Raw genomic sequence first — 21,373 nt, 5'->3', positions numbered from 1 at the left:
GCAGTCGCGAACGAAGGGCTGGCGCCGTGACCGACACCCCGGCGGCGCTGCGCGAGGCGCACCACGCGGACGTCTCCGGCGGCTGGCTGCGCCCGGCCGTCTTCGGCGCGATGGACGGCCTGGTCACCAACATCGCCCTGATCGCCGGTGTCGGCGGCGGCGGGGTGTCGCCCCACAACATCGTGCTCACCGGCACCGCCGGCCTGGTGGCCGGTGCGATCTCGATGGGGCTGGGCGAGTACACCAGCGTGCGCTCCGCCAACGAGCAGGTCGCCGCCGAGGTGGCCAAGGAACGACGGGAGCTGGAACGGCACCCGGAGGCGGAGGCCCGGGAGTTGGCCGACGCGTGGGTCGCCCGGGGCCTGCCCCGGGATCTCGCCACCCAGGTCGCCGAGGCGGTGCGGCGCGACCCGGAGGAGGCGCTGCGGGTGCATGTCCGCGAGGAGTTGGGCGTCGACCCCGACGACCAGCCCAGCCCGTGGGCCGCGGCGATCTCGTCGTTCCTGTTCTTCTCCGTCGGCGCGCTGGTCCCGCTGTTGCCCTACCTGCTCGGCGCCACCGCGCTGTGGCTGGCGCTCGCCGTCGGCGGGCTCGGGCTGTTCGCCGCCGGTGCCGTGGTGGCCCGCTTCACCCGCCGTCCCTGGTGGACCAGCGGGCTGCGCCAACTGCTGCTGGGCGCCGCGGCGGCCGGTGCCACCTACCTGATCGGCTCGCTGATCGGCGTGCCGGGTGGGCTGTGACGCGCCTCAGGCGCTGAGCAGCTCGTCGACCGTGCCGTCGACCGCCCGACCACGGGCGGCCAACTCCTCGGCCTGCCGGGCCAGCACCGCGCCCACCTCGGTCATGTCCGCGCCGGCCAACCCGGTGCGCCGCACCGCGTCCCCCGGGTCACGGAAGTAGGTGCGACTCAACAGACCGGTCACCGTGGCCGCCGCCAGCCGGGCCTCCCCGAGCATCAGCAGCGCCTGGTCCGTCTCGTACCACTCGGCGAGCCGGGCAGCACGGGAGTGCGCCGCGCTTCCCCTGTACCACGCCTGCCGGGCCGCGGTGCTGAACTCCGCCGGCCGGGCCCGAGCCAACCGGCCGAGATGCTCGTCGCGCAGCGTCCGCAACCAGCCCGTCGGATCGTGTAACGCCTGCGTGGTGACGTACCTGTCGGCGGTCAGCGGCCACAGCGGGGAGAGCACCCGAGCCTGGGCCAGGTAGTCGTCGGCGGCAGCGACGGTCAGATCGACAAGCACACCGTCCACCCGGCGGGTCGCCGGCGGCGGACCTGTCCCGGGCTGGTAGGTGACCACCAACATGCCCGCCTCGTGGTCCCCACCGCCGTCGTCGTCACCGTGTGCCAGAGGCCCGTGCACCGCGATCGCGAGCACCTCGGCCGGAAACCGTCGCCGAGCCGCCTCGGCGACCCGCTCCGCGACCGTCCACCGTCGATCGTCGAGGCCCCGGTACCCACCGCCCTGTTCGCTGCTCGCGCTCACGGGTCCGCCTTTGTTCGCGACTGCGGGGCTCGCAACCCCGGCTCACTCCTCGCGCTCACGGGTCCGCCTTTGTTCGCGACTGCGGGGCTCGCAACCCCGGCTCACTCCTCGCGCTCACGGGTCCGCCTTCGTTCGCTACGAAGCGTCAGCCTAGCCAGCCGACTGCGGGCCGGCGGGCACGCCGCGCCCGGTCGGTACCAGCCGGAAGATGCGGATCTCCCGGCCGCCGGCCCGCTGCACGTAGGTGCGGTACGCGGGCCACGCGGCGACCAGCAGCTGCCACAACCGGTCCCGTTCGGCGCCGGTCGCCGGCTCGGCGCGCACCGCGACCCGCCGGCCCTTCACGTCCACCTCGGCGGCCGGATCGGCGAGCAGGTTCATGGCCCAGCCGGGGTGGTGGGTCTGCCCCCAGTTGGAGCCGATCACCACGTATGCGTCGCCGTCGGGCACGTAGAGCAGCGGATTACTGCGGGGCTTACCGGACCGGCGTCCCGTCGTGGTGATCACCAAAGAGGGGAGCAGGCCGAGCGCGACCACCCGCCCCCGGGTGAGTCGACCGACCACCCGGTCGGCCGGAACCAGCAGGCGCGCGGCGGCACCGAACCAGCGATGATGGCCGGCTCGACGGACGACGTTTCTGAGCACTGACACACGGATCAGTCTGCCGGTTGCCCGGTCCCGCCGGCACCCCCGTACGCGCCGGATCGTCGACCGGCCGGGCGCCGGATCGTCGACCGGCCCCGCCAGCCGCACGGTCAGTCCAGTCGCCGTTCGATCGGCAGCCGGGCCCGGGTGAACAGGCCCGCCCCGAGCATCGCCACCACCGGCACCAGCACCAGGACCCCGAGCGCCGGCCACGGCACCAGGAAAGGATACGGATCGGGTATCGGCCAGGCGCTGGCGTACTGTCGGTTCACCGAGATCAGCACGATGGCGTCGGTGCCGAGCCCGGCCACGATGCCGAGCACCGAGCCGAGACCGGCGATCACGCCGGCCTGGCAGATCGCCAGCAGCCGGCGTACCGCCGGCGCCGCGCCGACGGCCGCGAGGGTGGTCAACTCCGCGCGCCCCTCGGCGGCGGCGAGCGCGGTGGCGATGCCCGCCGCTCCCACCGTGATCAGACCGGCGGCCGCCGCGAGCAGCAGAAGCAGCGGCGACATGTCGCGCGGAGCGCCGCCGTACTCCACGCTCAGGCTGAGCGTCCCGAAGGGCCGCAGGGCGGAGACGAACCGCTCCTGTTCCTTGTCGTCGGGCGCGGTCGTGGTGCCGATCACCCAGCCCGTCGAGGACCAGGTGAGGCCGAGCTGTCGGGCCGCCGCGGCGGACAGCAGCAGGCGGGACTGGCCGGTCGCCCGGGGCAGCGCGTACCCCGGGAAGTCGCGGGCGGTGGTCGGTCGGTCCAACCCGGCGTCCACCTCACTGACCCGCACGGTCACCAGACCGTCGTGCAGGTAGCGCGGGTCGGTCACCACCACGCCGCCGGCGCGCAGCACCGCGGTGGCGGCGGCGGACGTCGCCGGATCCGCACCGGTGAGCAGCGGTAACGCGGTCCCGTCGTCGACACCGGGGGCCACCCAGCCGCCGAAGTGGTCGGACTCGCGGATCCGACAGCGAGGGTCGGCTCGGGCCTGCTGGCGGTGCGACTCGGAGAGGCGATCCCCGGGCTGCCAGGGGCACACCTGCTCGGGCGGGAGCACCGGTGCGATGTCGCAGTAGCCGGTGCCCGCCGTTCCGCAGCTCGGCGTCTGCACCGGTACGACCGCGCTGACCCCGAGCTGACTCCGGGCCGCGTCGACGACCTGGGCCAGCGTGGGCTGCCGGGCCGGATCGTTCGGGTTGACCAGCACGTGACCGGTCGGCAGCACCGGCTGGTAGCCCTGGGCGTCGCGGGCGCCGTCGCTGGCCAGGTAACCGCCGAGCGCCACGCTGCTCGCGACGGCGGCCATCACGGCGCAGATGGCCGGTGCCGCGGCGGCCCGGTTGCGGCTGGCGTCGCGCAACGCGATCCGGGGCGCCAGTGGCAGCACCCGGCCGAGGCGGGCGAGCGCCCCGATCAGCGTGGGCGTGCAGCACACCAGGCCCAACTCGCCGAGGATCAGCCCGGTGAGGATCACCGCCGGGGAGGTCCGGGTCGCCCCGAACGCCGCCAGCCCCGCCCCACCGGTCACCAGCGCCAACCCGAGGGCCAGCCACCGACCCGGGGACGCCGCCGGGGTGCGTCGTCCGGCGAGCCCGGCGCTGACGTCCTGCCGGGCGGCGGTCCAGGCCGGTGCCAGCGCGGCGAGCACTCCGGCCAGCACCGCGACGCCACCGAGCAGCACCAGCGCGGTCGGCCAGCAGCGGTAGCCGCCGAAGCGGGCGCCGAAGACGTACTGCTCGACCAGCGGGCGACCGGCGAACGCCGCGCCGACGCCGACGAGGAGACCGGCGGCGGCGCCCAGCACCCCCAGCACCACGCCGTCGGCCAGCACGACCCGGCGAAGCTGGGCGGCGTCCCCGCCGGCCACCGCGACCAGCGCCAGATCCCGCCGTCGGCGACGGACGCCGACGGCGAACGCCGGCCCGACCAGCAGGACGACCTCCAGCAGCCCGAGGCCGGCGATCAGGACGACGGTGCTCAGGTCGTTGGTGTCGCTTCCGCTGATCGAGCCGAGCCGCGTCCGCTGCGTTCCGGACCCGGCGCCGATCGGGTGTCGGGCGGAGACCACCACTCCCCGGTCGTTGAGCCGGGACCTCAGTGCGGCGTCCACGGGTCTGGGCAGGTCCGCCAGCCAGATGCTGTCCGGCTCCGGGCCGTTCGGCGGCGCGGCCCCCGGGTGCAGCGCCACGACCGGCCCGAGGTCGTCGGGGAACTCGACCACCCCCACCACCGTGTACGCCCTGCTCCCGTCGGCGGCGGCCACCGCGTGGCCGAGGCGCAGACCCAGGCGACGCAGCGCCGCCGGGCTGACCGCGACCTCGCCGGGTTGCTGCGGCGCCCGCCCGGCCCGGAACCGCACGAGCCCGCGCGCCAACGGGTCGGTGAGGTCCAGCACCCGCCCGTCCACGTCCTCGTCGCGGTCCGGACCGCGCAGCGTCAGCGGGACGTACGGACGCACCTCGGTGACCCGGCTGCCCGGCCCGAGGAGTGCGGTCAGCTGGGCCGCGGTGACCATCGCGGGAGGTTCGCCGTCGCGGGTGTACCAGCCCTCACCCCACTCGTCCTGCCCCACCGGGGCGTTGGCGATCCACTGCAACTGCGCGTCGGCGACACCGAGCCGGCGGTCGACGCGTTCGGACGGGGTCAGCTCGGCCATGTCGTAACTCGCGGCCAGGAAGGCCAGCACCGCCACCGGCAGGGCGATCATCGCGAGCACCAGGACGGTCCGCCGAGGGAAGCGGCGGGACTCCCGCCGGGCGATCCGCAGCGCCGCCCGCCAGGAGCCGGTCAGCTCGGCGAACCGCCGTCGGCCGATCCGGGCCGGCGGTGGGACCGGTGCGGCCGTGGGGGTGTCGACCCGACCAGGGGCCCGCGTCGTACGGCGGACGGTCACCGGTCGCTGCCGGACAGCAGCTGCTCGACGCTGCCCAGCGGTGCCGTCGTGTCGACAAGTACGCCGTCGCGCAGGAACACCACCCGGTCCGCCCAGCCCGCGTGTCGCGCCTCATGGGTGACCAGCACCCCGGCGGCCCCGGCGTCGATCCGGCGGCGCAGCAGGTGCAGGACCGCCTCACCGGTCTGCGAGTCCAGTGCCCCGGTTGGCTCGTCGGCGAGCACCAACCGTCGTTCGCCCACCAGCGCGCGGGCGATGGCCACCCGCTGCTGCTGCCCGCCGGAGAGCTGGTCGGGGAAGCGGTCACTGAGCGCGGGCAGGCCCACCTCGGTGAGCGCGATCTTGGCCAGCGCGCGGGCCCGCCGTCCACTGGTGCCGTCCAGCTCCAGCGGGAGTGCCACGTTCTCCAGGGCGCTCAGACTGCCCAGCAGGTTGAGCTGTTGGAAGATGTAGCCGATCCGGCGTCGGCGCAGCTGGGCCAACCCGCGACGGTCCAATGCCGCCAGCGGTTGCCCCTCGACCCGGACCTCACCGCCGGACGGACGGTCCAGCCCACCGGCGAGAGCCAGCAACGTCGACTTACCGGAGCCGGACGGCCCCATCACGGCGACCAGCTCGCCGGGCCGTACGACCAGGCTGACGCCGCGCAGCGCGTGCACCGCCGCCGGTCCGGCGCCGTGGGTGCGGTGGACGGCGCGTAGCTCCAGCACCGCGTCGTCCGACCCGCTCACCGTCGCGCCTCCTCGCCGGCCCATCGTGCCGCGTCCCGCGCGTCGGCGTCAGCGGGTCGGGGAGCGGGAGGCGCCGGGCCACTGGGCTGGTGTCGCACCAGACTGGTCTCGCAGTGGTCCAGCCAGCGCACCTCGGCCTCGGCCTGGAACACCATCGAGTCCAGCACGAGGCGCCAGGGCAGGTCCTCCGGTCGTTCGCTCCCGTACTTCAACCGGGTCAGCTCCTGCAGGGCCCGCATCGTCGCGCTGCGCTGGGCCTGCACCACCGAGCGGACGTCGACCCCGGGGGTGGTCAGCGCCAACGCCAGCTTGATCGCCAGCTCGTCGCGGGGGCGGTCGGTGCGGCTGATCGGGGTGGCGAACCACAGCGCCAGATCCGCCCGTCCGGCGTCGGTGATCTCGTACGGGCGCTGCCCGGCCTCGCTCTCCGGCAGCGGGCGGACCAGACCGTCGCGTTCCAACCGGGCCAGGGTGGTGTAGACCTGCCCGATGTTCAGGGGCCAGGTCGAGCCGGTCGACTCCTCGAACGCGGCGCGCAGCTGGTAGCCGTACATCTGGCCGCGTTCGAGCAGGGCGAGCAACCCGTGACGGATGGACATGGCAACGGAGTATGCATACCTGGTATGCGTACCGCAACCGGAGCGGACCGGTTCAGGTTGGTCGACCGGGAAACGGGACAGTCAGTGGGGTCTGCCCGGCCGTCCTGCGCCATCGGGTGGCCCGCACGGCGTACTCCACCAGGGCGGCGAGTGCCTGGTCCCGGTCGGCGCCGGTGGTGGAGGCCAGAGCGGCACGCCAGTGCGCCGCCGTGCGCTCCTCCACCTCGGCGGCGAGCCGCAGCGCGCTCGCCCGGTCGGTGACCGGGTACGGCAGCGCGTACCCGGCGCGGTCCGGCGGCACCACACCACCGGCTGTGGTGAGCTGCACCACCAGCGTGTCGCGCCGGCGTCGATGGGCGGCTTCCGCCTGGTGTGCCGCGTCCCGCGCCGCGCCGCTGAGCCGGACACCGATGCGTCCGTAGGCGTAGATGGCCGCGTACTCGGCGGACAGGGCGGAGGCGAGCGCCTCCCCGGCGGACGGCTGCCTCACTTCAGTGCCTCCTGGTGGGTGGCCCGGGCGGCGACGATCGACCCGAGCAGCGCCGCCCGTTCCGCTGGCGCGGCGGCGCAGGCGGCGGTGGCGGACTGCTGCGCGGTCTTCTCCAGCGCGCGCAGGGCGGTGAGCGCGCCGGCGGGATCGGCCGCCGGCGCGGTGGTCGCGGTGGGAGCCGCCGACGGCAGAGTCACGCCGATCACCCGGGCCAGTTCGGTGGCGTGCGCGGTGTGCGCCTCCGCGATCGGGTTGAGCCGGTCGGCGAGGTCGGGGTGGGCGGTCGCGCTCGTGCGGTACGCGGCAGCCAGTGCGAGTGACTCGTCCACCATCGGTCGCAGCGGGTCGGGCGGTGGCGCTGGTTGGTCGTCGCGGTCGAAAAGATCACAGCCGGTCAGCGGCGTCACGGCACCGCCGAGCACCAGCAGTGCCCCGGCGCTCAGGAGCTTTCGCCGGGAATGTCCGGATGCTTGGTCGCGCTGTGTCGTTCTGCCGATCCCCACCGGCCAAGTCAACACCATTCGCGCCGCCGCGGGGGTCACCGGCGTCGGTGCGCCGCCCGGTCCGCCGACGGGCAGGCGCGTTACGCTCTGCGCAGCCACCGGCGTGTCCACTCCGGTGGCGTGCCGGCATGGCGGGACGACGGGTCCCCGTCGACCAGGGAGAGGGTGCGGAGATGACACAGCGTGGCCGTGCCACCAGGCCGACGGGTCGACCCCGCGACGCCGCGGGTCCCCGCGGCGGTGACCTCGCCGCGCGGCGGGCCCGACTGCGGTCCGTGATCGAGCCGGTGGTCAACGGCGCCGGCTACGACCTGGAGGACCTTTCGGTTTCCCGGGCCGGTCGCCGGCACGTCGTGCGGGTGATGGTGGACGCCGACGGCGGGATCGACCTGGACGCCGTCGCGGACGTCTCCCGCGCGGTCTCGGCCGCGCTCGACGCCGCGGAGGAGACCGGCGGCGACATCGTCGCCGGCGAGTACCAACTGGAGGTCAGCTCGCCCGGCGTCGACCGGCCGCTCACCCTGCCCCGCCACTGGCGGCGCAACGTGGGCCGGTTGGTCAAGGTCACCGTCCGGGGCGCGACCGCGCTGCCGGGCCAGCGTGGCGAGCAGCCCGCCGGTGACCGTCAGCTGACCGGCCGGGTGGTCGCGGCCGACGACGAGGGTGTGCACCTGGAGACCGACGCCGGCCGCGCCACCTGGGCGTACGCCCAGCTGGGCCCCGGCCGCGTGCAGGTCGAGTTCACCCGGCTCGCCGAGCTGGGTGAGCCGGACGACGAGTTCGACGACGCGGACGATTCCGACGAGATCGACGATTCAGACGACATCGACGACGAAGATGATGTGGAGGACGAGGAGAGGTGAACATCGACCTCGCGGCGCTGCGCGCACTCGAGCGCGAGCGGGAGATCCCGTTCGACACGATTCTCGCGGCGATCGAGACCGCGTTGCTGACCGCCTACCGGCACACCGACGGTGCCGAACCGCACGCCCGGGTGGAGATCGACCGCAAGTCGGGCGCCGCCCTGGTGTACGCGCAGGAGATGGACTCCGACGGCAGCCTGGTGCGGGAGTGGGACGACACCCCGCACGACTTCGGCCGGATCGCCGCCATGACCGCCAAGCAGGTCATCCTCCAGCGGTTGCGGGAGGCCACCGACGAGGTGCACTTCGGCGAGTACGTGGGCCGCGAGGGTGACCTGGTCACCGGCGTGGTGCAGGCGCACGAGACGCGTACCGAGAAGGGCATCGTCAGCGTCGACCTGGGCAAGCTGGAGGGCGTGCTGCCACAGTCCGAGCAGGTGCCCGGTGAGCGGTACGCGCACGGCGAGCGGGTCCGCTGCGTCGTGGTGCACGTGGCCAAGGGCATGCGCGGGCCGCAGATCACCCTGTCCCGGTCGCACCCGGCTCTGGTCAAGAAGCTGTTCGCGCTGGAGGTGCCGGAGATCGCCGACGGCACCGTGGAGATCGGCGCGATCGCCCGCGAGGCGGGCCACCGCACGAAGATCGCGGTCCGCTCGACCACCCCCGGGGTGAACGCCAAGGGCGCCTGCATCGGCCCGATGGGCCAGCGGGTGCGGGCCGTGATGAGCGAGCTGCACGGTGAGAAGATCGACATCATCGACTGGTCGGACGACCCGGCCACCTTCGTCGGCAACGCGTTGTCGCCGGCCAAGGCGCTGCGGGTCGAGGTGGTCGACCTGGCGGGTCGGGCCGCCCGGGTCACCGTTCCGGACTTCCAGCTCTCGCTGGCGATCGGCCGGGAGGGGCAGAATGCCCGTCTTGCGGCCCGATTGACCGGTTGGCGGATCGACATTCGGTCCGACGCGGAGCAGACCGCACCGGCAGCGCGTGGGGCAACTGATCACGTGCGGGAGCCGGGCGGCGCGATCTCGGGCAGCTAGGGGTAGACTTCCTCCAGTGGTACGACGCGCGCAGCCGGAGCGCACCTGTGTGGGTTGCCGGCAACGTGCGCCGGCCAGCGAATTGCTGCGGATCGTCGCGGTCAGGGACGAGGCTGGTCACAGTCTCCGGCCTGACCCGCTCCGCAGGCTGCCGGGTCGGGGAGCGAACATGCACCCGGATCCGGCCTGCTTCGCGCTGGCGGTGCGGCGCCGCGCCTTTGGGCGTGCGCTGCGCAGCACCGAGGTCCTCGACCACGGTGTGCTGGCGGAGCACGTCGATGCGCCAACCACTACGTCCGGTCAGCCCGACCGGGCGAGGGTCGCTAGCAGGGTAGGACGACCGACATGAGCACACGATGAAGTCCCTGAAATGACCAGGCTTCAAGTGCACGAGTGAGGTCGCTGCGGGTGCTGCCCGCACGACCTCGGAGTGAGGAGTGCAGTGGCAGGCAAGGCCCGCGTACACGAGCTTGCAAAAGAGCTCGGGGTCGAGAGTAAGACCGTTCTCGCCAAGCTGAAGGAAATGGGCGAGTTCGTGAAGTCCGCGTCCAGCACCGTCGAGGCGCCCGTCGCCCGGCGGCTGCGTAACGCATTCGTCGCGTCCGCCGGGGCTCCGGCTCCGGCTCCGGCCGCCGCGCCGTCGGCGCCCGCGCCGACCACGGCGTCAACCCCGACCCCGACGCCATCCCCGACCCCGGGCGCGCCCCGGGTCTCGGCCAAGCCGATGCCGCCTCGGCGGCCGGCCGCGCCGGCACCCGGTCCGAAGCCCAAGGGTCCGGTGCCCGGTGCGCCGCAGTCCGCGGCCCCGGTCGCCAAGCCGGCGAGTGCCCACGACATCGAGGTGGCGGCCGCGGAGGCGCGTGCCGCCGCGCTGAAGGCTGAGCAGGAGGCCGCGGTCAAGGCCGCGCAGGCCGCCCGCCAGCAGCAGCGGGACAACCCCGTCCGTCGGGAGCCTCCGGCAGACGGCGGCAACCGTCCCGGCCCTCGGCCGGGTCCCGCGGCGATGCCGCCCCGTCCCGGTTCGCCGGCAGCTCGTCCGAGCACGCCGGCTCCCGGTCCCGGTGCGCGGCCAGGCGGTCGTCCGCCGGCGCGCGGTGCCGGTAACAACCCGTTCGGCATCCAGGGTGGCCAGCAGCAGCGGCCCCCGGCCGCCGGTGCGGGTGGTCCCCGGCCCAACAGCCCGGCGGGCATGCCGCCGCGGCCGAGCCCGAACTCCATGCCGCCGCGGCCCAGCCCGGCGTCCATGCCGAGCCAGCGTCCGGCGGCCGGTCGTCCCGGCCCCGGTGGCGCTGGTCGTCCCGGTGGCGGCGCAGGCCGTCCCGGCGGCGGTGGCGGCGGTTTCCGTGGCGGTCCCGGCGGTGGCGCCGGCGGCGGTGGCGGTTACCGCGGTGGCCCCGGTGGCGGCGCGGGTGCCGGCGGTGGCGGTGGCTACCGTGGCGGTCCCGGCGGCGGTGGCGGTGCTCCCGGTGGCGGTTTCCGTCCGGGTGCTCCGGCCGGCGGTGGCGGTCGTCCGGGTGCCGGCGGCCGTGGCCGTGGCGGCGGCGCCGCGGGCGCCTTCGGGCGTCCGGGTGGCCGGCCGACGCGCGGTCGCAAGTCCAAGAAGCAGCGCAGACAGGAGTTCGACAACCTGTCGGCTCCGACCATGAGCTCGGGTGCTCCCCGGGGTCAGGGTCAGGTCGTCAGGCTCTCCCGTGGCGCCTCGCTGTCGGACTTCGCCGACAAGATCAACGCTAACCCGGGTTCGCTGGTCCAGGAGATGTTCAACCTGGGCGAGATGGTCACCGCGACCCAGTCCTGCTCTGACGACACCCTGCAGCTGCTGGGTGAGCACCTGGGCTTCGACATCCAGATCGTCAGCCCGGAGGACGAGGACCGCGAGCTGCTCGCGCAGTTCAACATCGACCTCGACGCGGAGGTGGCCGAGGAGCGTCTGGTCAGCCGTGCGCCGGTGGTGACCGTCATGGGTCACGTCGACCACGGTAAGACCAAGCTGCTCGACGCGATCCGTAAGGCGAACGTCGTGGCCGGTGAGGCGGGTGGCATCACCCAGCACATCGGTGCGTACCAGGTGCACGTGCCGCACGATGGTGTGGACCGCGCGGTGACCTTCATCGACACCCCCGGTCACGAGGCGTTCACCGCCATGCGTGCCCGTGGTGCCCAGGTGACGGACATCGTGATCCTGGTGGTCGCGGCCGACGACGGCGTGATGCCGCAGACCATCGAGGCGTTGAACCACGCCAAGGCGGCCGACGTGCCGATCGTGGTCGCGGTCAACAAGGTCGACAAGCCGGAGGCCAACCCGGACAAGGTCCGCCAGCAGCTGACCGAGTACGGCCTGGTCGCCGAGGAGTACGGCGGCGAGACCATGTTCGTCAACGTGGCAGCCAAGCCCGGCATCGGCATCGAGGAGCTGCTCGAGGCCGTCCTGCTGACCGCCGACGCGTCGTTGGAGCTGACCGCTCCGATCGACGGGCCGGCGCAGGGTGTGGCCATCGAGGCACACCTGGACAAGGGCCGCGGTGCGGTGGCGACGGTGCTGGTGCAGAAGGGCACGCTGCGGGCGGGCGACTCGATCGTCGCCGGTGGGGCGCACGGCCGGGTCCGGGCCATGCTCGACGAGAACGGCAACCAGCTCTCCGAGGCTGGGCCGGCGCGTCCGGTCATGGTTCTGGGTCTGACCGCGCCGCCCGGCGCGGGTGACACGTTCCTCGCCGCGGCGGACGACCGCACGGTGCGGCAGATCGCCGAGCAGCGACAGGCACGGCGGCGGGCGGCGGCATTCGCCAACTCCCGTGGTCGGGCCACCCTCGAGACGCTCATGGAGCAGCTCAAGGAGGGCGAGAAGACCTCGCTCAACCTCATCCTCAAGGGCGATGTCTCCGGTTCGGTGGAGGCTCTGGAGGACGCGCTGTTCAACCTCGACATCCCCGAGGAGGTCCAGCTCAAGGTCCTCGACCGGGGCGTCGGCGCGATCACCGAGAGCAACGTCATGCTCGCGAGCGCCTCGTCCGAGCCGGTCACGATCATCGGCTTCAACGTGCGGGCCTCGAACAAGGTCCGTGAGATGGCCGACCGCGAGGGCGTGGAGATCCGGTACTACACCGTCATCTACCAGGCCATCGAGGAGATCGAGGCAGCGCTCAAGGGCCTGCTCAAGCCGGAGTACGAGGAGGCCGAGCTGGGCACCGCGGAGATCCGCGACGTCTTCCGCTCGTCCAAGATCGGCAACATCTCCGGTTGCATCGTCCGGTCGGGCATCATCCGACGCAACGCGAAGGCTCGCCTGCTGCGGGACGGGACGGTCGTGGCGGACAACCTCACGATCACCTCGCTCAAGCGGTTCAAGGACGACGCCACCGAGGTCCGCGAGGGCTTCGAGTGTGGTCTGACCCTGGGTGGTTACAACAACGTCCAGGTCGGCGACGTCATCGAGACCTTCGAGATGCGGGAGAAGGTTCGCGCCTGATCCGGCAGTGACACGCTGATCAAGGGGTTTACGCCGAACGGCGTAAACCCCTTGATCATGCGGGGCGGGTTGGCGGTATCGTCCGGGGCGATGTTCACCGGAACCGCGGTCTTCGACCTGCTGCTGCCGGGCGACTCCCGGTCGCTCAAAGCCAAGAGATCATATGTACGGCCGATCGTGGCGGCGCTGCGCCGCTTCGAGGTGTCGGCCGCCGAGGTGGGTGCGCTCGACCTGCACGGTCGGGCGCAGCTGGCGGTGGCCGTGGTGGCCGCCGAGACGGCGCACGTCCGCGAGGTGCTCGACTCCTGTGAGCGCCTGGTGGCGAGTCGCCCCGAGGTCGAGTTGCTGTCGGTCCGGCGCCGGCTCTACGGCGTGGACGACGACTGACCACGGTGCCGGCTGTGCCGGGCGACCGGCGTGGCCGCGAAGGTAGTGTTCGAGATGTTGGCCGGTCGGCCGGCGGCCTGCGGGCCGCCGGCCGACCGGGAGCAGGACGCCGTGGAGGTGGCGAGATGTCTGATCCGGCCAAGGTACGCCGGCACGCGGAACGGGTGCGTGAGCTGGTCGCGTCGGTGGTGCGGAGCCAGATCAAGGACCCGCGGCTCGGGATGATCACCATCACCGATGCCCGGATTACCGCTGACCTGCGCGACGCGACGGTCTTCTACACCGTGCTCGGTGACCAGGTGGCCCAGGCGGACACCGCCGCGGCGCTGGAGAGCGCGAAGGGGCTGCTGCGCAGCACGGTCGGCAAGGCGCTCGGGTTGCGTCACTCGCCGACGCTCACGTTCGTTCTGGACGACGTGCAGGACCAGGTCAAGCACATCGACGACCTGCTCGCCGCCGCCCGTAACGCCGACGCCGAGGTGCAGCGGCTCGCCGCCCAGGCGAAGTACGCGGGTGAGGCCCAGCCGTACCGGGTGGATGACGAGTTGGACGAGGCCGACGAGACGGACGAGGCCGACGAGGCCACCGACGTCAAGGAGACCCCGCGGGGTGGGGAAACGCGGTGACCAGCACCGCCAGCGTCCCGCTCGCCGGGGCAGCCGGGGTCGGCCCCGCCGAGGCGGACTGGGCCGCGGCCGAGGCGTTGGTGCGGGCGCTCCCGCCGACCGCGCGGGTGCTGTTGATCTGCCATGTCAACCCGGACGGCGACGCCCTGGGCAGCATGCTCGGCTTCGGTCTGGGCCTGCGGCAGTTCGGCGTACGCGATCTGCAGGCGACCTTTCCGGGGCCGCCGGAGGTGCCGGATCCGTTCCGTGGGCTGCCCGGTCTGGACCTGCTGGTCCCGGCGGACGCCGCCGATCCGGCGCCCGATCTGGTGATCTGCTTCGACGCGGCGAGCGAGTCGCGCCTCGGCGAGTTGTCCGGGCGGTTGTCGTCGGCGGGTGCCGCGCTGGTGCTCGACCACCACGCCTCGAACCCCGGTTTCGGCACGGTCAACCTGGTCGACCCGGGTGCCGCGGCCACGTCGGTGGTGGCCGAACAGCTGCTGGCCCGGCTCGGGGTGGTGGTGGATCCGGCCATCGCCGAGTGCCTCTACGTGGCACTGACCACGGATACCGGCTCGTTCCGGTTCGCGGCGACGACCCCGGCGGTGCACCAGATGGCCGCCCGGTTGCTGGCGACCGGCATCTCGCCCGGTGACATCTCCCGGCGGGTCTTCGACACCCGACCCTTCGGCGCGGTCCGCCTCCTCGGCGAGGTGCTCGGCCGGGCCCGGCTGGAGCCGGCCGCCGCCGGCGGTCGGGGCCTGGTCTGGACCTTCGCCACGCTCGACGACCTGGCCCGCCACGACCAGCGGCCGTACGTGCTGGAGGCGCTGATCGACTCGGTGCGCTGCACCGCCGAGGCGGACGTGAGTTGCGTGGTGAAGCAGACCAGACCCACCGAGTGGGCGGTGTCGATGCGCAGCAAGGGCGCGGTGGACGTCAGTCGGGTGGCGGTCGCGTTGGGCGGTGGTGGGCACACGTTCGCCGCCGGGTTCACCGGTCGCGGCACCGTCGAGCAGGTGGTCGAGGCGATCCGGGATCAGCTGGACGCGGCGCTGACCGGCTGACACCGGACTCATCGCCGTCGATCTGGTCGGTGTGGAAGATCAGGGTCAGCTCCGGGGGGTGTTGGTCTTCCCGCGCTCCGTGAGACCGGGAAGAATTGCGGGATGGAGCAGCCGCACGACCTCACCGTGGAGGCCCCCCGCGCCTGGGACCGGCCCGCCGTCTCCGTCCCCGTTCTCGTCTGCCTGTCGCTGGTGGGTGGCCGGTTCGCGTCCTTCTCCACGGAGGCGAATCTGTTCACCCTCGGCACCGGTGGCGTGCTGATCTGGCTCGGTCTGAGCAACCGGGTGCCCCGCCGACCGGCGCCCCGCCGGCTGGGCGCGGGGGCGGCCTGGTGGGCGGTGCCGGTGGTGGTCTTCGGGGTCTTCGAGGGCGCGACCTTCGTGCTGGCTGCCGGCGATGACTTTCCCACCTTCTCCCGGCTGGCCGACCCGCTCCTGGAGGATCACCTGACCCGGTCGGCGGCCTGGTTCGCCTGGCTGGCCGCGTTCTGGGGGCTGGTGCGGCGATGATGCGGGCGTTGGCGATCGGCGGGTTCGTCACCGCGTTGGCCCTCTTCGCGGTGGTGGAGTGGATGGCCCGGCGGGAGGGTTCCCGGATCCCCACCCTGGGCGAGGTCTGCGCGTACGTGATGCGCTACGAGGTGGGCTCGGTGCCGGTGGGCCGGATCGGACTGTTCGGGTTCTGGTGGTGGCTGGGGTGGCACTTCCTGGCCCGCTGAACCGGGTTGCCAACTGTCCAAATGGCGGGAACCGTGAGCAGCATGTGGACCTGAACGATAGCTTGGGAGAGGGCCGGCGCCGCCTGACGGCGCAGGTCATGGGCGGTGGTGCCACACCCCGTGCCGCCTCCCTCCAGGGTCGGACCGACCCGGGCTCACGCTGCCCAGTCGGCTGCTCCGGTAATCCCGGACCGCCGTGGGGCGCTCAGCACGACCGCCCGTGAGGGTCGCCGCGTTGCCGGCGGCTCGCGCCCTGGAAGAGGAGCGTCACCATGCCGAACAAGCCCAAGCCCGAGACCACCACCGACGACGCCCGCGAGCAGGCCCGCCGTGCGTTGCAGACGTCGATGGACACCCGTCAGTGATCCGACCCGTCCGGCGCTGATTCCCCTCGGGTCGGCGCGGCCGGAGGAGGCGGACGTCGAGGGGTAAGTCCTGAGCGGGATTGCGATCCTTACCGCAGTCGTGCCAGGATCGGCGGCGATGAGCCAGACCGCCGCCAGCACGCACCGCGCCGCCTCGCCTCGGCGGATCGCCGGCCTCGCCCTGCCGGCTCTGGTGGTGCTCGCCGCCGAGCCGCTCTACGTGCTGGTCGACACGGCCGTCGTCGGTCACCTCGGCCGGGTGCCACTCGCCGCGCTCGCCGTCGGTGGCACGGTCATGACGCTGACCGCCTGGGTCGGCACCGTGGTCGCCTACGGCACCACCGGGCGGGCGGCCCGTCGGTTCGGCGCGGGCGACCGGGCCGCCGCGGTCGCCGAGGGCGTCCAGTCGTCCTGGTTGGCGTTCGGTGTCGGCCTGCTGATCGCGATCGGCATGCAGTTCGGCGGGGGCGCGCTCGCGCGTACCCTCGCCGGCGGTGGTGGCGAGGTGGCCGACGCCGCCGCGCAGTGGCTGCGGATCGCGGCCGTCGGCGCCCCCGGCCTGCTGCTCGCCGCCGCCGGCAACGGCTGGCTGCGCGGCGTGCAGGACACTCGCCGCCCGTTGTACTTCGTGCTCGGCCCCAACCTGCTCTCCGCGCTGCTCTGCCCGCTGCTGGTCTACCCCGGCGGGCTGGGGCTGGTCGGCTCGGCGGTGGCGAACGTCGCCGCGCAGACGCTCTGCGGGGTGCTCTTCGCCGCCGCCCTGGTCGGTGAGCGGGTGTCGCTGCGGCCCCAGCCCCGGGTGATCCGCCAGCAGCTGGTGCTCAGCCGGGACCTGCTGATCCGTGGGCTGGCGTTCCAGGCCAGTTTCCTGTCCGCGACCGCCGTCGCCGCCCGCTTCGGCGCCGCCGCCGTCGGCGCCCACCAGATCGCCCTGCAACTCTGGTTCTTCACCGCGCTGGTGCTCGACGCCCTCGCCATCGCCGCGCAGTCCCTGGTGGGCGCCGCGCTCGGCGCGGGCGACGACCTGGGCGCGCGGGCGCTCGCCCGCCGGATCGGGCTGCTCGGCGGCGTCTGTGGCGTCGGCTTCGCGCTGCTCATCGCCGCCGGCGCCGGCGTCGTGCCGTCGTGGTTCAGCTCCGACCCGGGGGTACGCGAGCAGGCCATGGTGGCCTGGCCGTGGTTCGTCGTCATGCTGCCGCTGGCCGGGGTGGTCTTCGCCCTCGACGGTGTGCTGATCGGCGCCGGCGACGTGCGCTACCTGCGCAACCTCACCATCGTGGCAGCGCTCGGCGGCTTCCTGCCGGCCATCTGGCTGGCGTACGTGCTCGACCTCGGGCTGGGCGGCATCTGGGCCGGGCTCACCCTGTTCGTGGTGATCCGACTGGTCGCCCTGCTGCTGCGACTACGCACCGGCGGCTGGGCGGTGACCGGGGCCGTCCGCTGACCTGGGTCGCCGGGGCCGCCCGCCGGTCAGCAGCGCGTGCTGGTCGGCGCGGGCGCGTCGAGGTCGAAGATCGCGCCCGGGTCGCCCGCGGGTAGCCGCTTCCCGTGCAGGTCAGCCAACCAGTACTGCTCCCGGACCCAGCCGTCGCGCAGTTGGGCGCAGTCCGCGTTCCAGGTCACCACCTCGGCTGAGGCGATGTACAGACCACGAGCGGCAGCCGGCACGTCGTCCGGGTGCGGCACCTGCCACACCACGCGGTCGCGAAGTGCCACCACTTGGGCGCCGGCGGGCGCCCGCGAGTCCACGTCGAACGGGTACGCCCACACGAACTCGGTGGATACCTCCAGCAGCCGGATCCCCTTCTCCTCGGTGGCCCGGTAACTGATCCGGCCGTCGGCCCGGGCGCCAGGCTCCCATTCCGACGGTGACGCCATCCGGGTCGCGTACCGCAGGAAGCTGTTGTTGGAGAAGTCCGGCCGGAGCTGTTCGCGGGCGTCCGGGGCCAGCAGCGCCAGGAACGGCTCCGGGTCCCCCATGAACATCGAGATGTCGAGCCGGCTCTCGATCAGTGCCTTGCGCACCGACTCCAGCGCGGTCCGCACCTGGGCCGCGGTGAAGGGCCCGGTGCCCCTGGCCGCCGGCACGCGCACGGCTTCCTCACCCGGCTTGAAGGTGGCCGCCGGCGACCCGGCGAACAGGTCCCGTGGCTCGCCGACCCTGCTGAGCGGCGGGGTGGGGCTCGGCGTGGGGCTCGCCGAGGGGGACGCGCTGACACCGTCGGCGACCCGACCGACCAACACCACCCCGCCGATGACCATCAGCAGAGTCAGCACCAGGCCGAAGCCGAGCAGTAGCGCCCAGTTGTGCCGGGCCGAGAAGAAGCGGATCCGATCCCATCCGGTGGGCTGGTGCTCGGTCTGCGATGACCGCAGCCACTCCGGTAGCTGCACCGGGTTGACTTCGGCGACCGCTACCGGCGGCGACGGGTCGACCGGCTCCGGCGACGTGTTCTCCATGGTTCCTCCATCAGTATTCGCCGCTGGTGGCCAGCGCGAGCAGGTAATAGGCGCCGGTCACCAACGCGGTCCCGAGGACGGCGGCCACGGCGAACGACAGCACGGCGACGAGGTGCGGATGCGACTCGCTCCACCGGGTCCGGCCGCGCCAGTGCCACACCGCCCGGCGGGCGGCCCGCAGAGCCGGCCAGCTCTCGATCAGGTCGTCGAGGTAGCGTGCCGGTGTCCGCCGCCGGGGCGTCGGATGCCGCATCCAGTCCGGAAGATCGACCCGAGCGCGGTGCTCGTGGCCCGGAGGTCGGTCGGAGGTCATCGGTGGTCCTGATCTCAGGGCGAAGGCTAGCGGGTCGATGATCTTCGCACCCGCAGGGGTTCGCCGGCTGCCCCGCGCGACAAACCGCCGAACCCACGCCTCGTCTCGGCAACGGAGTGCGGAGGCTCGGGTCACGGTGGGCCCGCCCACGCACTCCGGGGTACGGGTCATCTGGCAGGCTTGGCCGACGTGAGCACCGATGGTCTGATCGTGGTCGACAAGCCCGGCGGCATGACGTCGCACGACGTGGTGGCGCGGATCCGCCGACTGGCGAAGACCCGGCGCGTCGGGCACGGCGGCACCCTCGACCCGATGGCGACCGGCGTGCTGGTGATCGGTGTCGGCCGGGCCACCCGGCTGCTGACCTACGTGATCGGCGCGGGCAAGAGCTACACCGGCACCATCCGGCTCGGCCAGAGCACCGTCACCGACGACGCCGAGGGCGACGTGATCGCCACCGCGCCGGCCGGTCAGGTCACCGACGACGCCATCCAATCCGCGTTGGCCGGGTTGAGCGGCGAGGTCGACCAGGTGCCGAGCGCGGTCAGCGCCATCAAGATCGACGGGCAGCGGGCGTACAAGCGGGTGCGCGACGGGGAGAGCGTCGAGCTGCCGTCGCGGCGGGTCACCATCTCCCGGCTGGCGGTGCTGGCGATCCGTCGTACCGAGCCGGACGTGGTGGACGTGGACGTCGACGTGACCTGCTCCTCCGGCACGTACATCCGGGCCATCGCCCGGGACGCGGGCCTGGCGCTCGGCGTCGGCGGGCACCTCACGGCGCTGCGCCGCACCGCCGTGGGTGGCTTCACCCTCGCCGAGGCGGCGACCCTGGACGAGTTGGAGCAGCGCGCCCCGGACGTGGTGAACCTCCCGCTGGACGCGGCGGCCGACCGGTTCTTCGCCCGCCGGGAGGCCACCCCCGACGAGGCCCGGGTGCTCGCCCACGGTGGCCCGCTGGACCCGACCGGCCTCGCCGGGCCGTACGCCGTCTTCGGGCCGGCAGGCGGCCTGATCGCTATCGTCAGCGAGCGGGACGGGCGGGCTCGCGCGGAGATCGTGCTCGCCCCGGCCTGACGGCGGGGCGCAGGTCCGCCGGCCCGCAGCCGGCGGTGTCGACCCGCCGGCCGGCGGGACAGCAGGGAGGAACGGCATGCAGCGGTGGCGGGGCTACGACGCGGCGCCCGGCGGGTGGGGACGCTCGGTGGTCACCATCGGCGTCTTCGACGGCGTGCACAAGGGGCACCAGGCGACGATCGGGCACGCCGTGGCCCGGGCGCGGGAGTTGGGCGTGCAGTCGGTGGTGGTCACCTTCGACCCGCACCCGGCCGAGGTGGTCCGCCCCGGTTCGCACCCGGCGGTGCTCACCGAGCCGGCCCGCAAGGCCGAGCTGATCGAGGCGCTCGGCGTCGACGTGCTCTGCGTGGTGCCGTTCACCCCGGAGTTCTCCCGGGTGCCGGCCGAGCAGTTCGTGCACGACGTCCTGGTCGAGCACCTGCACGCGGCGTTGGTCGTCGTCGGCGGCAACTTCCGGTTCGGGCACCGGGCGGCCGGCGACGTGGCGCTGCTGCAACGGCTGGGGGAGACCTTCGGCTTCGGCGTGGAGGGCGGCCCGCTGGTCGCCGAGGACGGCACCGTCTTCTCCTCCACGTACATCCGCTCCTGCGTCGACGCGGGCGACGTGGGCGCGGCGGCGGGCGCGCTCGGCCGCCCGCACCGACTGGAGGGCGTCGTGGTCCGCGGCGACCAGCGGGGCCGGGAGCTGGGCTTCCCCACCGCCAACCTGCTCTGTCACCGGTACGCGGCGGTGCCCGCCGACGGGGTGTACGCGGCCCGCCTGATCCGCCGTGGGCAGCGTGAGCCGCTGCTGGCCGCGGTCTCCGTGGGCACCAACCCGACCTTCTCCGGCCGGGAGCGGCGGGTGGAGGCGTACGCCCTGGACTTCAGCGGCGACCTGTACGGCGAGCGGCTGGCCCTGGACTTTGTGGCGCACCTGCGCGGTCAGATCCGGTACGACTCGATCGAGCCGTTGATCGCCCAGATGAATCAGGACGTCGAGCGCACCCGGCGCGCGCTGGCCTGATCGGCGCGGGGGTGACCGGGCGCCACCGAGGCCCTTCGCCGGGTGTTACCGGCGAGTGCTGGTAGTCTTGCCGGGACGTCGGGTGACCGGCGTGGGGCCTCGCGTGCCTGCTCGACGCCGCGGGTGCGAGGTACCGGTCCGTTCCCGGTCCACCGGGACGACGGACACCCACTTGATCAACCCACTGAAACAGGGAGAACATGGCGCTCGATCAGGAAGCCAAGGCCAGCATCCGCGCGGAGTACGCGACCGCCGAGGGCGACACCGGTTCGCCGGAGGTCCAGGTAGCGGTCCTCACCAAGCGGATCGCCGAGCTGACCGAGCACCTGAAGGTGCACAAGCACGACCACCACAGCCGCCGTGGGCTGCTGCTGCTGGTCGGCCGGCGCCGTCGGTTGCTCAACTACGTCCAGAAGAAGGACATTGCCCGCTACCGGTCGCTCATCGAGCGGCTCGGTCTGCGCCGGTGACGTGACGGGGGAGTGGCCGGACGGCCGCTCCCCCGTACCGCGTCCCACCTGAGGAAACACGGGCCGCGCGACCACCCGAGAGGGAGCCGGTCAGCGTACCGGTCTCCGGTAGTGGCCCCCGGGAACCCCGGCATCATGCCGGCCACCCGGGCGCTTCGATCGAAGACCGGCCGGCTGAGCAGCTCCCCGATGTCG

The 21,373-nt window shown here is 73.4% G+C and carries 23 protein-coding genes; 14 read left to right on the top strand and 9 right to left on the bottom strand.

What is annotated here, in order from left to right; genetic code table 11:
• Nucleotides 1–26: 26 nt before the first annotated feature.
• Nucleotides 27–740 (top strand): VIT1/CCC1 transporter family protein, encoded by a 714-nt coding sequence (locus AB0J33_RS25345; RefSeq protein ID WP_363616579.1) that lies wholly within the window; start codon nt 27–29, stop codon nt 738–740.
• A 6-nt stretch (nt 741–746) separates the two neighbouring features.
• Here the strand turns inward: AB0J33_RS25345 and AB0J33_RS25340 are convergent, their stop codons facing one another.
• From AB0J33_RS25340 to AB0J33_RS25310, 7 genes are all read right to left on the bottom strand, one after another.
• Entirely contained in the window at nt 747–1,484 is a 738-nt protein-coding gene (locus AB0J33_RS25340; protein WP_363616577.1) for a nucleotidyltransferase domain-containing protein, read from the bottom strand.
• Between the two features lie 150 nt (nt 1,485–1,634).
• A complete protein-coding gene (locus AB0J33_RS25335; protein ID WP_363616575.1) occupies nt 1,635–2,135 on the bottom strand; it encodes a nitroreductase/quinone reductase family protein in 501 nt (166 codons plus the stop codon).
• 104 nt (nt 2,136–2,239) lie between these two features.
• Entirely contained in the window at nt 2,240–5,017 is a 2,778-nt protein-coding gene (locus AB0J33_RS25330; protein ID WP_363616573.1) for an FtsX-like permease family protein, read from the bottom strand.
• Nucleotides 5,014–5,772, bottom strand: a complete 759-nt coding sequence (locus AB0J33_RS25325; protein WP_363616571.1) for an ABC transporter ATP-binding protein — start codon at nt 5,770–5,772, stop codon at nt 5,014–5,016. The genes AB0J33_RS25330 and AB0J33_RS25325 overlap by 4 nt, the downstream gene beginning before the upstream one ends.
• Nucleotides 5,745–6,347: a PadR family transcriptional regulator gene (locus AB0J33_RS25320; RefSeq protein WP_363616569.1), complete on the bottom strand. Its 603-nt coding sequence runs from the start codon at nt 6,345–6,347 to the stop codon at nt 5,745–5,747. The genes AB0J33_RS25325 and AB0J33_RS25320 overlap by 28 nt, the downstream gene beginning before the upstream one ends.
• A 52-nt stretch (nt 6,348–6,399) precedes the next feature.
• Nucleotides 6,400–6,837, bottom strand: a complete 438-nt coding sequence (locus tag AB0J33_RS25315) for a ferritin-like domain-containing protein (protein ID WP_363616567.1) — start codon at nt 6,835–6,837, stop codon at nt 6,400–6,402.
• Entirely contained in the window at nt 6,834–7,358 is a 525-nt protein-coding gene (locus AB0J33_RS25310) for a hypothetical protein (RefSeq protein ID WP_363616565.1), read from the bottom strand. Before AB0J33_RS25310 ends, AB0J33_RS25315 begins: the two co-directional genes overlap by 4 nt.
• 155 nt (nt 7,359–7,513) lie before the next feature.
• Between AB0J33_RS25310 and rimP the strand changes: the two genes are divergently transcribed.
• The 10 genes from rimP (at nt 7,514) to AB0J33_RS25260 (ending at nt 17,299) form a co-directional block, all read left to right on the top strand.
• Nucleotides 7,514–8,203 carry a ribosome maturation factor RimP gene (rimP, locus tag AB0J33_RS25305; RefSeq protein WP_363616563.1) on the top strand — a complete coding sequence of 230 codons (690 nt, stop codon included), beginning with the start codon at nt 7,514–7,516 and terminating at the stop codon, nt 8,201–8,203.
• Nucleotides 8,200–9,243 carry a transcription termination factor NusA gene (gene nusA, locus AB0J33_RS25300; protein ID WP_363616561.1) on the top strand — a complete coding sequence of 348 codons (1,044 nt, stop codon included), beginning with the start codon at nt 8,200–8,202 and terminating at the stop codon, nt 9,241–9,243. The genes rimP and nusA overlap by 4 nt, the downstream gene beginning before the upstream one ends.
• Nucleotides 9,244–9,259: 16 nt before the next feature.
• Entirely contained in the window at nt 9,260–9,592 is a 333-nt protein-coding gene (locus tag AB0J33_RS25295) for a YlxR family protein (RefSeq protein WP_081884157.1), read from the top strand.
• Between the two features lie 93 nt (nt 9,593–9,685).
• Nucleotides 9,686–12,712 carry a translation initiation factor IF-2 gene (infB, locus tag AB0J33_RS25290; RefSeq protein WP_363616559.1) on the top strand — a complete coding sequence of 1,009 codons (3,027 nt, stop codon included), beginning with the start codon at nt 9,686–9,688 and terminating at the stop codon, nt 12,710–12,712.
• A 90-nt stretch (nt 12,713–12,802) separates the two neighbouring features.
• On the top strand, nt 12,803–13,099 hold the full coding sequence (locus AB0J33_RS25285) for a DUF503 domain-containing protein (RefSeq protein WP_363616557.1): 297 nt from the start codon (nt 12,803–12,805) through the stop codon (nt 13,097–13,099).
• 125 nt (nt 13,100–13,224) lie between these two features.
• The gene (gene rbfA / locus AB0J33_RS25280) at nt 13,225–13,725 is read left to right on the top strand and encodes a 30S ribosome-binding factor RbfA (protein ID WP_363616555.1); all 501 of its coding nucleotides are present in this window, start codon (nt 13,225–13,227) and stop codon (nt 13,723–13,725) included.
• Entirely contained in the window at nt 13,722–14,771 is a 1,050-nt protein-coding gene (locus AB0J33_RS25275) for a bifunctional oligoribonuclease/PAP phosphatase NrnA (protein ID WP_363616553.1), read from the top strand. The genes rbfA and AB0J33_RS25275 overlap by 4 nt, the downstream gene beginning before the upstream one ends.
• Before the next feature lie 102 nt (nt 14,772–14,873).
• Nucleotides 14,874–15,281: a hypothetical protein gene (locus tag AB0J33_RS25270; protein ID WP_278137990.1), complete on the top strand. Its 408-nt coding sequence runs from the start codon at nt 14,874–14,876 to the stop codon at nt 15,279–15,281.
• Nucleotides 15,281–15,490 carry a DUF6186 family protein gene (locus tag AB0J33_RS25265; protein WP_363616621.1) on the top strand — a complete coding sequence of 70 codons (210 nt, stop codon included), beginning with the start codon at nt 15,281–15,283 and terminating at the stop codon, nt 15,488–15,490. Before AB0J33_RS25270 ends, AB0J33_RS25265 begins: the two co-directional genes overlap by 1 nt.
• Before the next feature lie 483 nt (nt 15,491–15,973).
• Nucleotides 15,974–17,299 carry an MATE family efflux transporter gene (locus AB0J33_RS25260; protein ID WP_363616551.1) on the top strand — a complete coding sequence of 442 codons (1,326 nt, stop codon included), beginning with the start codon at nt 15,974–15,976 and terminating at the stop codon, nt 17,297–17,299.
• Between the two features lie 26 nt (nt 17,300–17,325).
• On the opposite strand, the gene AB0J33_RS25255 is transcribed toward AB0J33_RS25260, so the two are convergent.
• Both AB0J33_RS25255 and AB0J33_RS25250 read right to left on the bottom strand, forming a co-directional pair.
• Nucleotides 17,326–18,315, bottom strand: coding sequence for a hypothetical protein (locus tag AB0J33_RS25255; RefSeq protein WP_363616549.1), 990 nt, complete (start codon nt 18,313–18,315; stop codon nt 17,326–17,328).
• Between the two features lie 10 nt (nt 18,316–18,325).
• Nucleotides 18,326–18,628: a hypothetical protein gene (locus AB0J33_RS25250; protein ID WP_363616547.1), complete on the bottom strand. Its 303-nt coding sequence runs from the start codon at nt 18,626–18,628 to the stop codon at nt 18,326–18,328.
• Between the two features lie 189 nt (nt 18,629–18,817).
• Between AB0J33_RS25250 and truB the strand changes: the two genes are divergently transcribed.
• The 3 genes from truB (at nt 18,818) to rpsO (ending at nt 21,178) form a co-directional block, all read left to right on the top strand.
• On the top strand, nt 18,818–19,702 hold the full coding sequence (truB, locus tag AB0J33_RS25245) for a tRNA pseudouridine(55) synthase TruB (RefSeq protein WP_363616545.1): 885 nt from the start codon (nt 18,818–18,820) through the stop codon (nt 19,700–19,702).
• A gap of 76 nt (nt 19,703–19,778) precedes the next feature.
• On the top strand, nt 19,779–20,708 hold the full coding sequence (locus tag AB0J33_RS25240) for a bifunctional riboflavin kinase/FAD synthetase (protein ID WP_363616543.1): 930 nt from the start codon (nt 19,779–19,781) through the stop codon (nt 20,706–20,708).
• Between the two features lie 200 nt (nt 20,709–20,908).
• The gene (gene rpsO, locus AB0J33_RS25235) at nt 20,909–21,178 is read left to right on the top strand and encodes a 30S ribosomal protein S15 (protein WP_030337594.1); all 270 of its coding nucleotides are present in this window, start codon (nt 20,909–20,911) and stop codon (nt 21,176–21,178) included.
• The last annotated feature ends 195 nt before the right edge of the window (nt 21,179–21,373 follow it).

It is taken from the genome of Micromonospora sp. NPDC049645 (assembly GCF_040675155.1).
Lineage (GTDB): Bacteria > Actinomycetota > Actinomycetes > Mycobacteriales > Micromonosporaceae > Micromonospora.
This window is presented reverse-complemented; position numbering and strand designations above follow the sequence as displayed.

What these genes read in the sequence shown, in the direction of transcription:
- AB0J33_RS25325 (WP_363616571.1), bottom strand. Translation starts at nt 5,772, where the DNA reads ATGGGCCGGCGAGGAGGCGCGACGGTGAGCGGGTCGGACGACGCGGTG.
- AB0J33_RS25320 (WP_363616569.1), bottom strand. Translation starts at nt 6,347, where the DNA reads ATGTCCATCCGTCACGGGTTGCTCGCCCTGCTCGAACGCGGCCAGATG.
- AB0J33_RS25310 (WP_363616565.1), bottom strand. Translation starts at nt 7,358, where the DNA reads ATGGTGTTGACTTGGCCGGTGGGGATCGGCAGAACGACACAGCGCGAC.
- rimP (WP_363616563.1), top strand. Translation starts at nt 7,514, where the DNA reads ATGACACAGCGTGGCCGTGCCACCAGGCCGACGGGTCGACCCCGCGAC.
- AB0J33_RS25285 (WP_363616557.1), top strand. Translation starts at nt 12,803, where the DNA reads ATGTTCACCGGAACCGCGGTCTTCGACCTGCTGCTGCCGGGCGACTCC.
- rbfA (WP_363616555.1), top strand. Translation starts at nt 13,225, where the DNA reads ATGTCTGATCCGGCCAAGGTACGCCGGCACGCGGAACGGGTGCGTGAG.
- AB0J33_RS25270 (WP_278137990.1), top strand. Translation starts at nt 14,874, where the DNA reads ATGGAGCAGCCGCACGACCTCACCGTGGAGGCCCCCCGCGCCTGGGAC.
- AB0J33_RS25265 (WP_363616621.1), top strand. Translation starts at nt 15,281, where the DNA reads ATGCGGGCGTTGGCGATCGGCGGGTTCGTCACCGCGTTGGCCCTCTTC.
- AB0J33_RS25260 (WP_363616551.1), top strand. Translation starts at nt 15,974, where the DNA reads ATGAGCCAGACCGCCGCCAGCACGCACCGCGCCGCCTCGCCTCGGCGG.
- AB0J33_RS25255 (WP_363616549.1), bottom strand. Translation starts at nt 18,315, where the DNA reads ATGGAGAACACGTCGCCGGAGCCGGTCGACCCGTCGCCGCCGGTAGCG.
- AB0J33_RS25250 (WP_363616547.1), bottom strand. Translation starts at nt 18,628, where the DNA reads ATGACCTCCGACCGACCTCCGGGCCACGAGCACCGCGCTCGGGTCGAT.
- AB0J33_RS25240 (WP_363616543.1), top strand. Translation starts at nt 19,779, where the DNA reads ATGCAGCGGTGGCGGGGCTACGACGCGGCGCCCGGCGGGTGGGGACGC.
- rpsO (WP_030337594.1), top strand. Translation starts at nt 20,909, where the DNA reads ATGGCGCTCGATCAGGAAGCCAAGGCCAGCATCCGCGCGGAGTACGCG.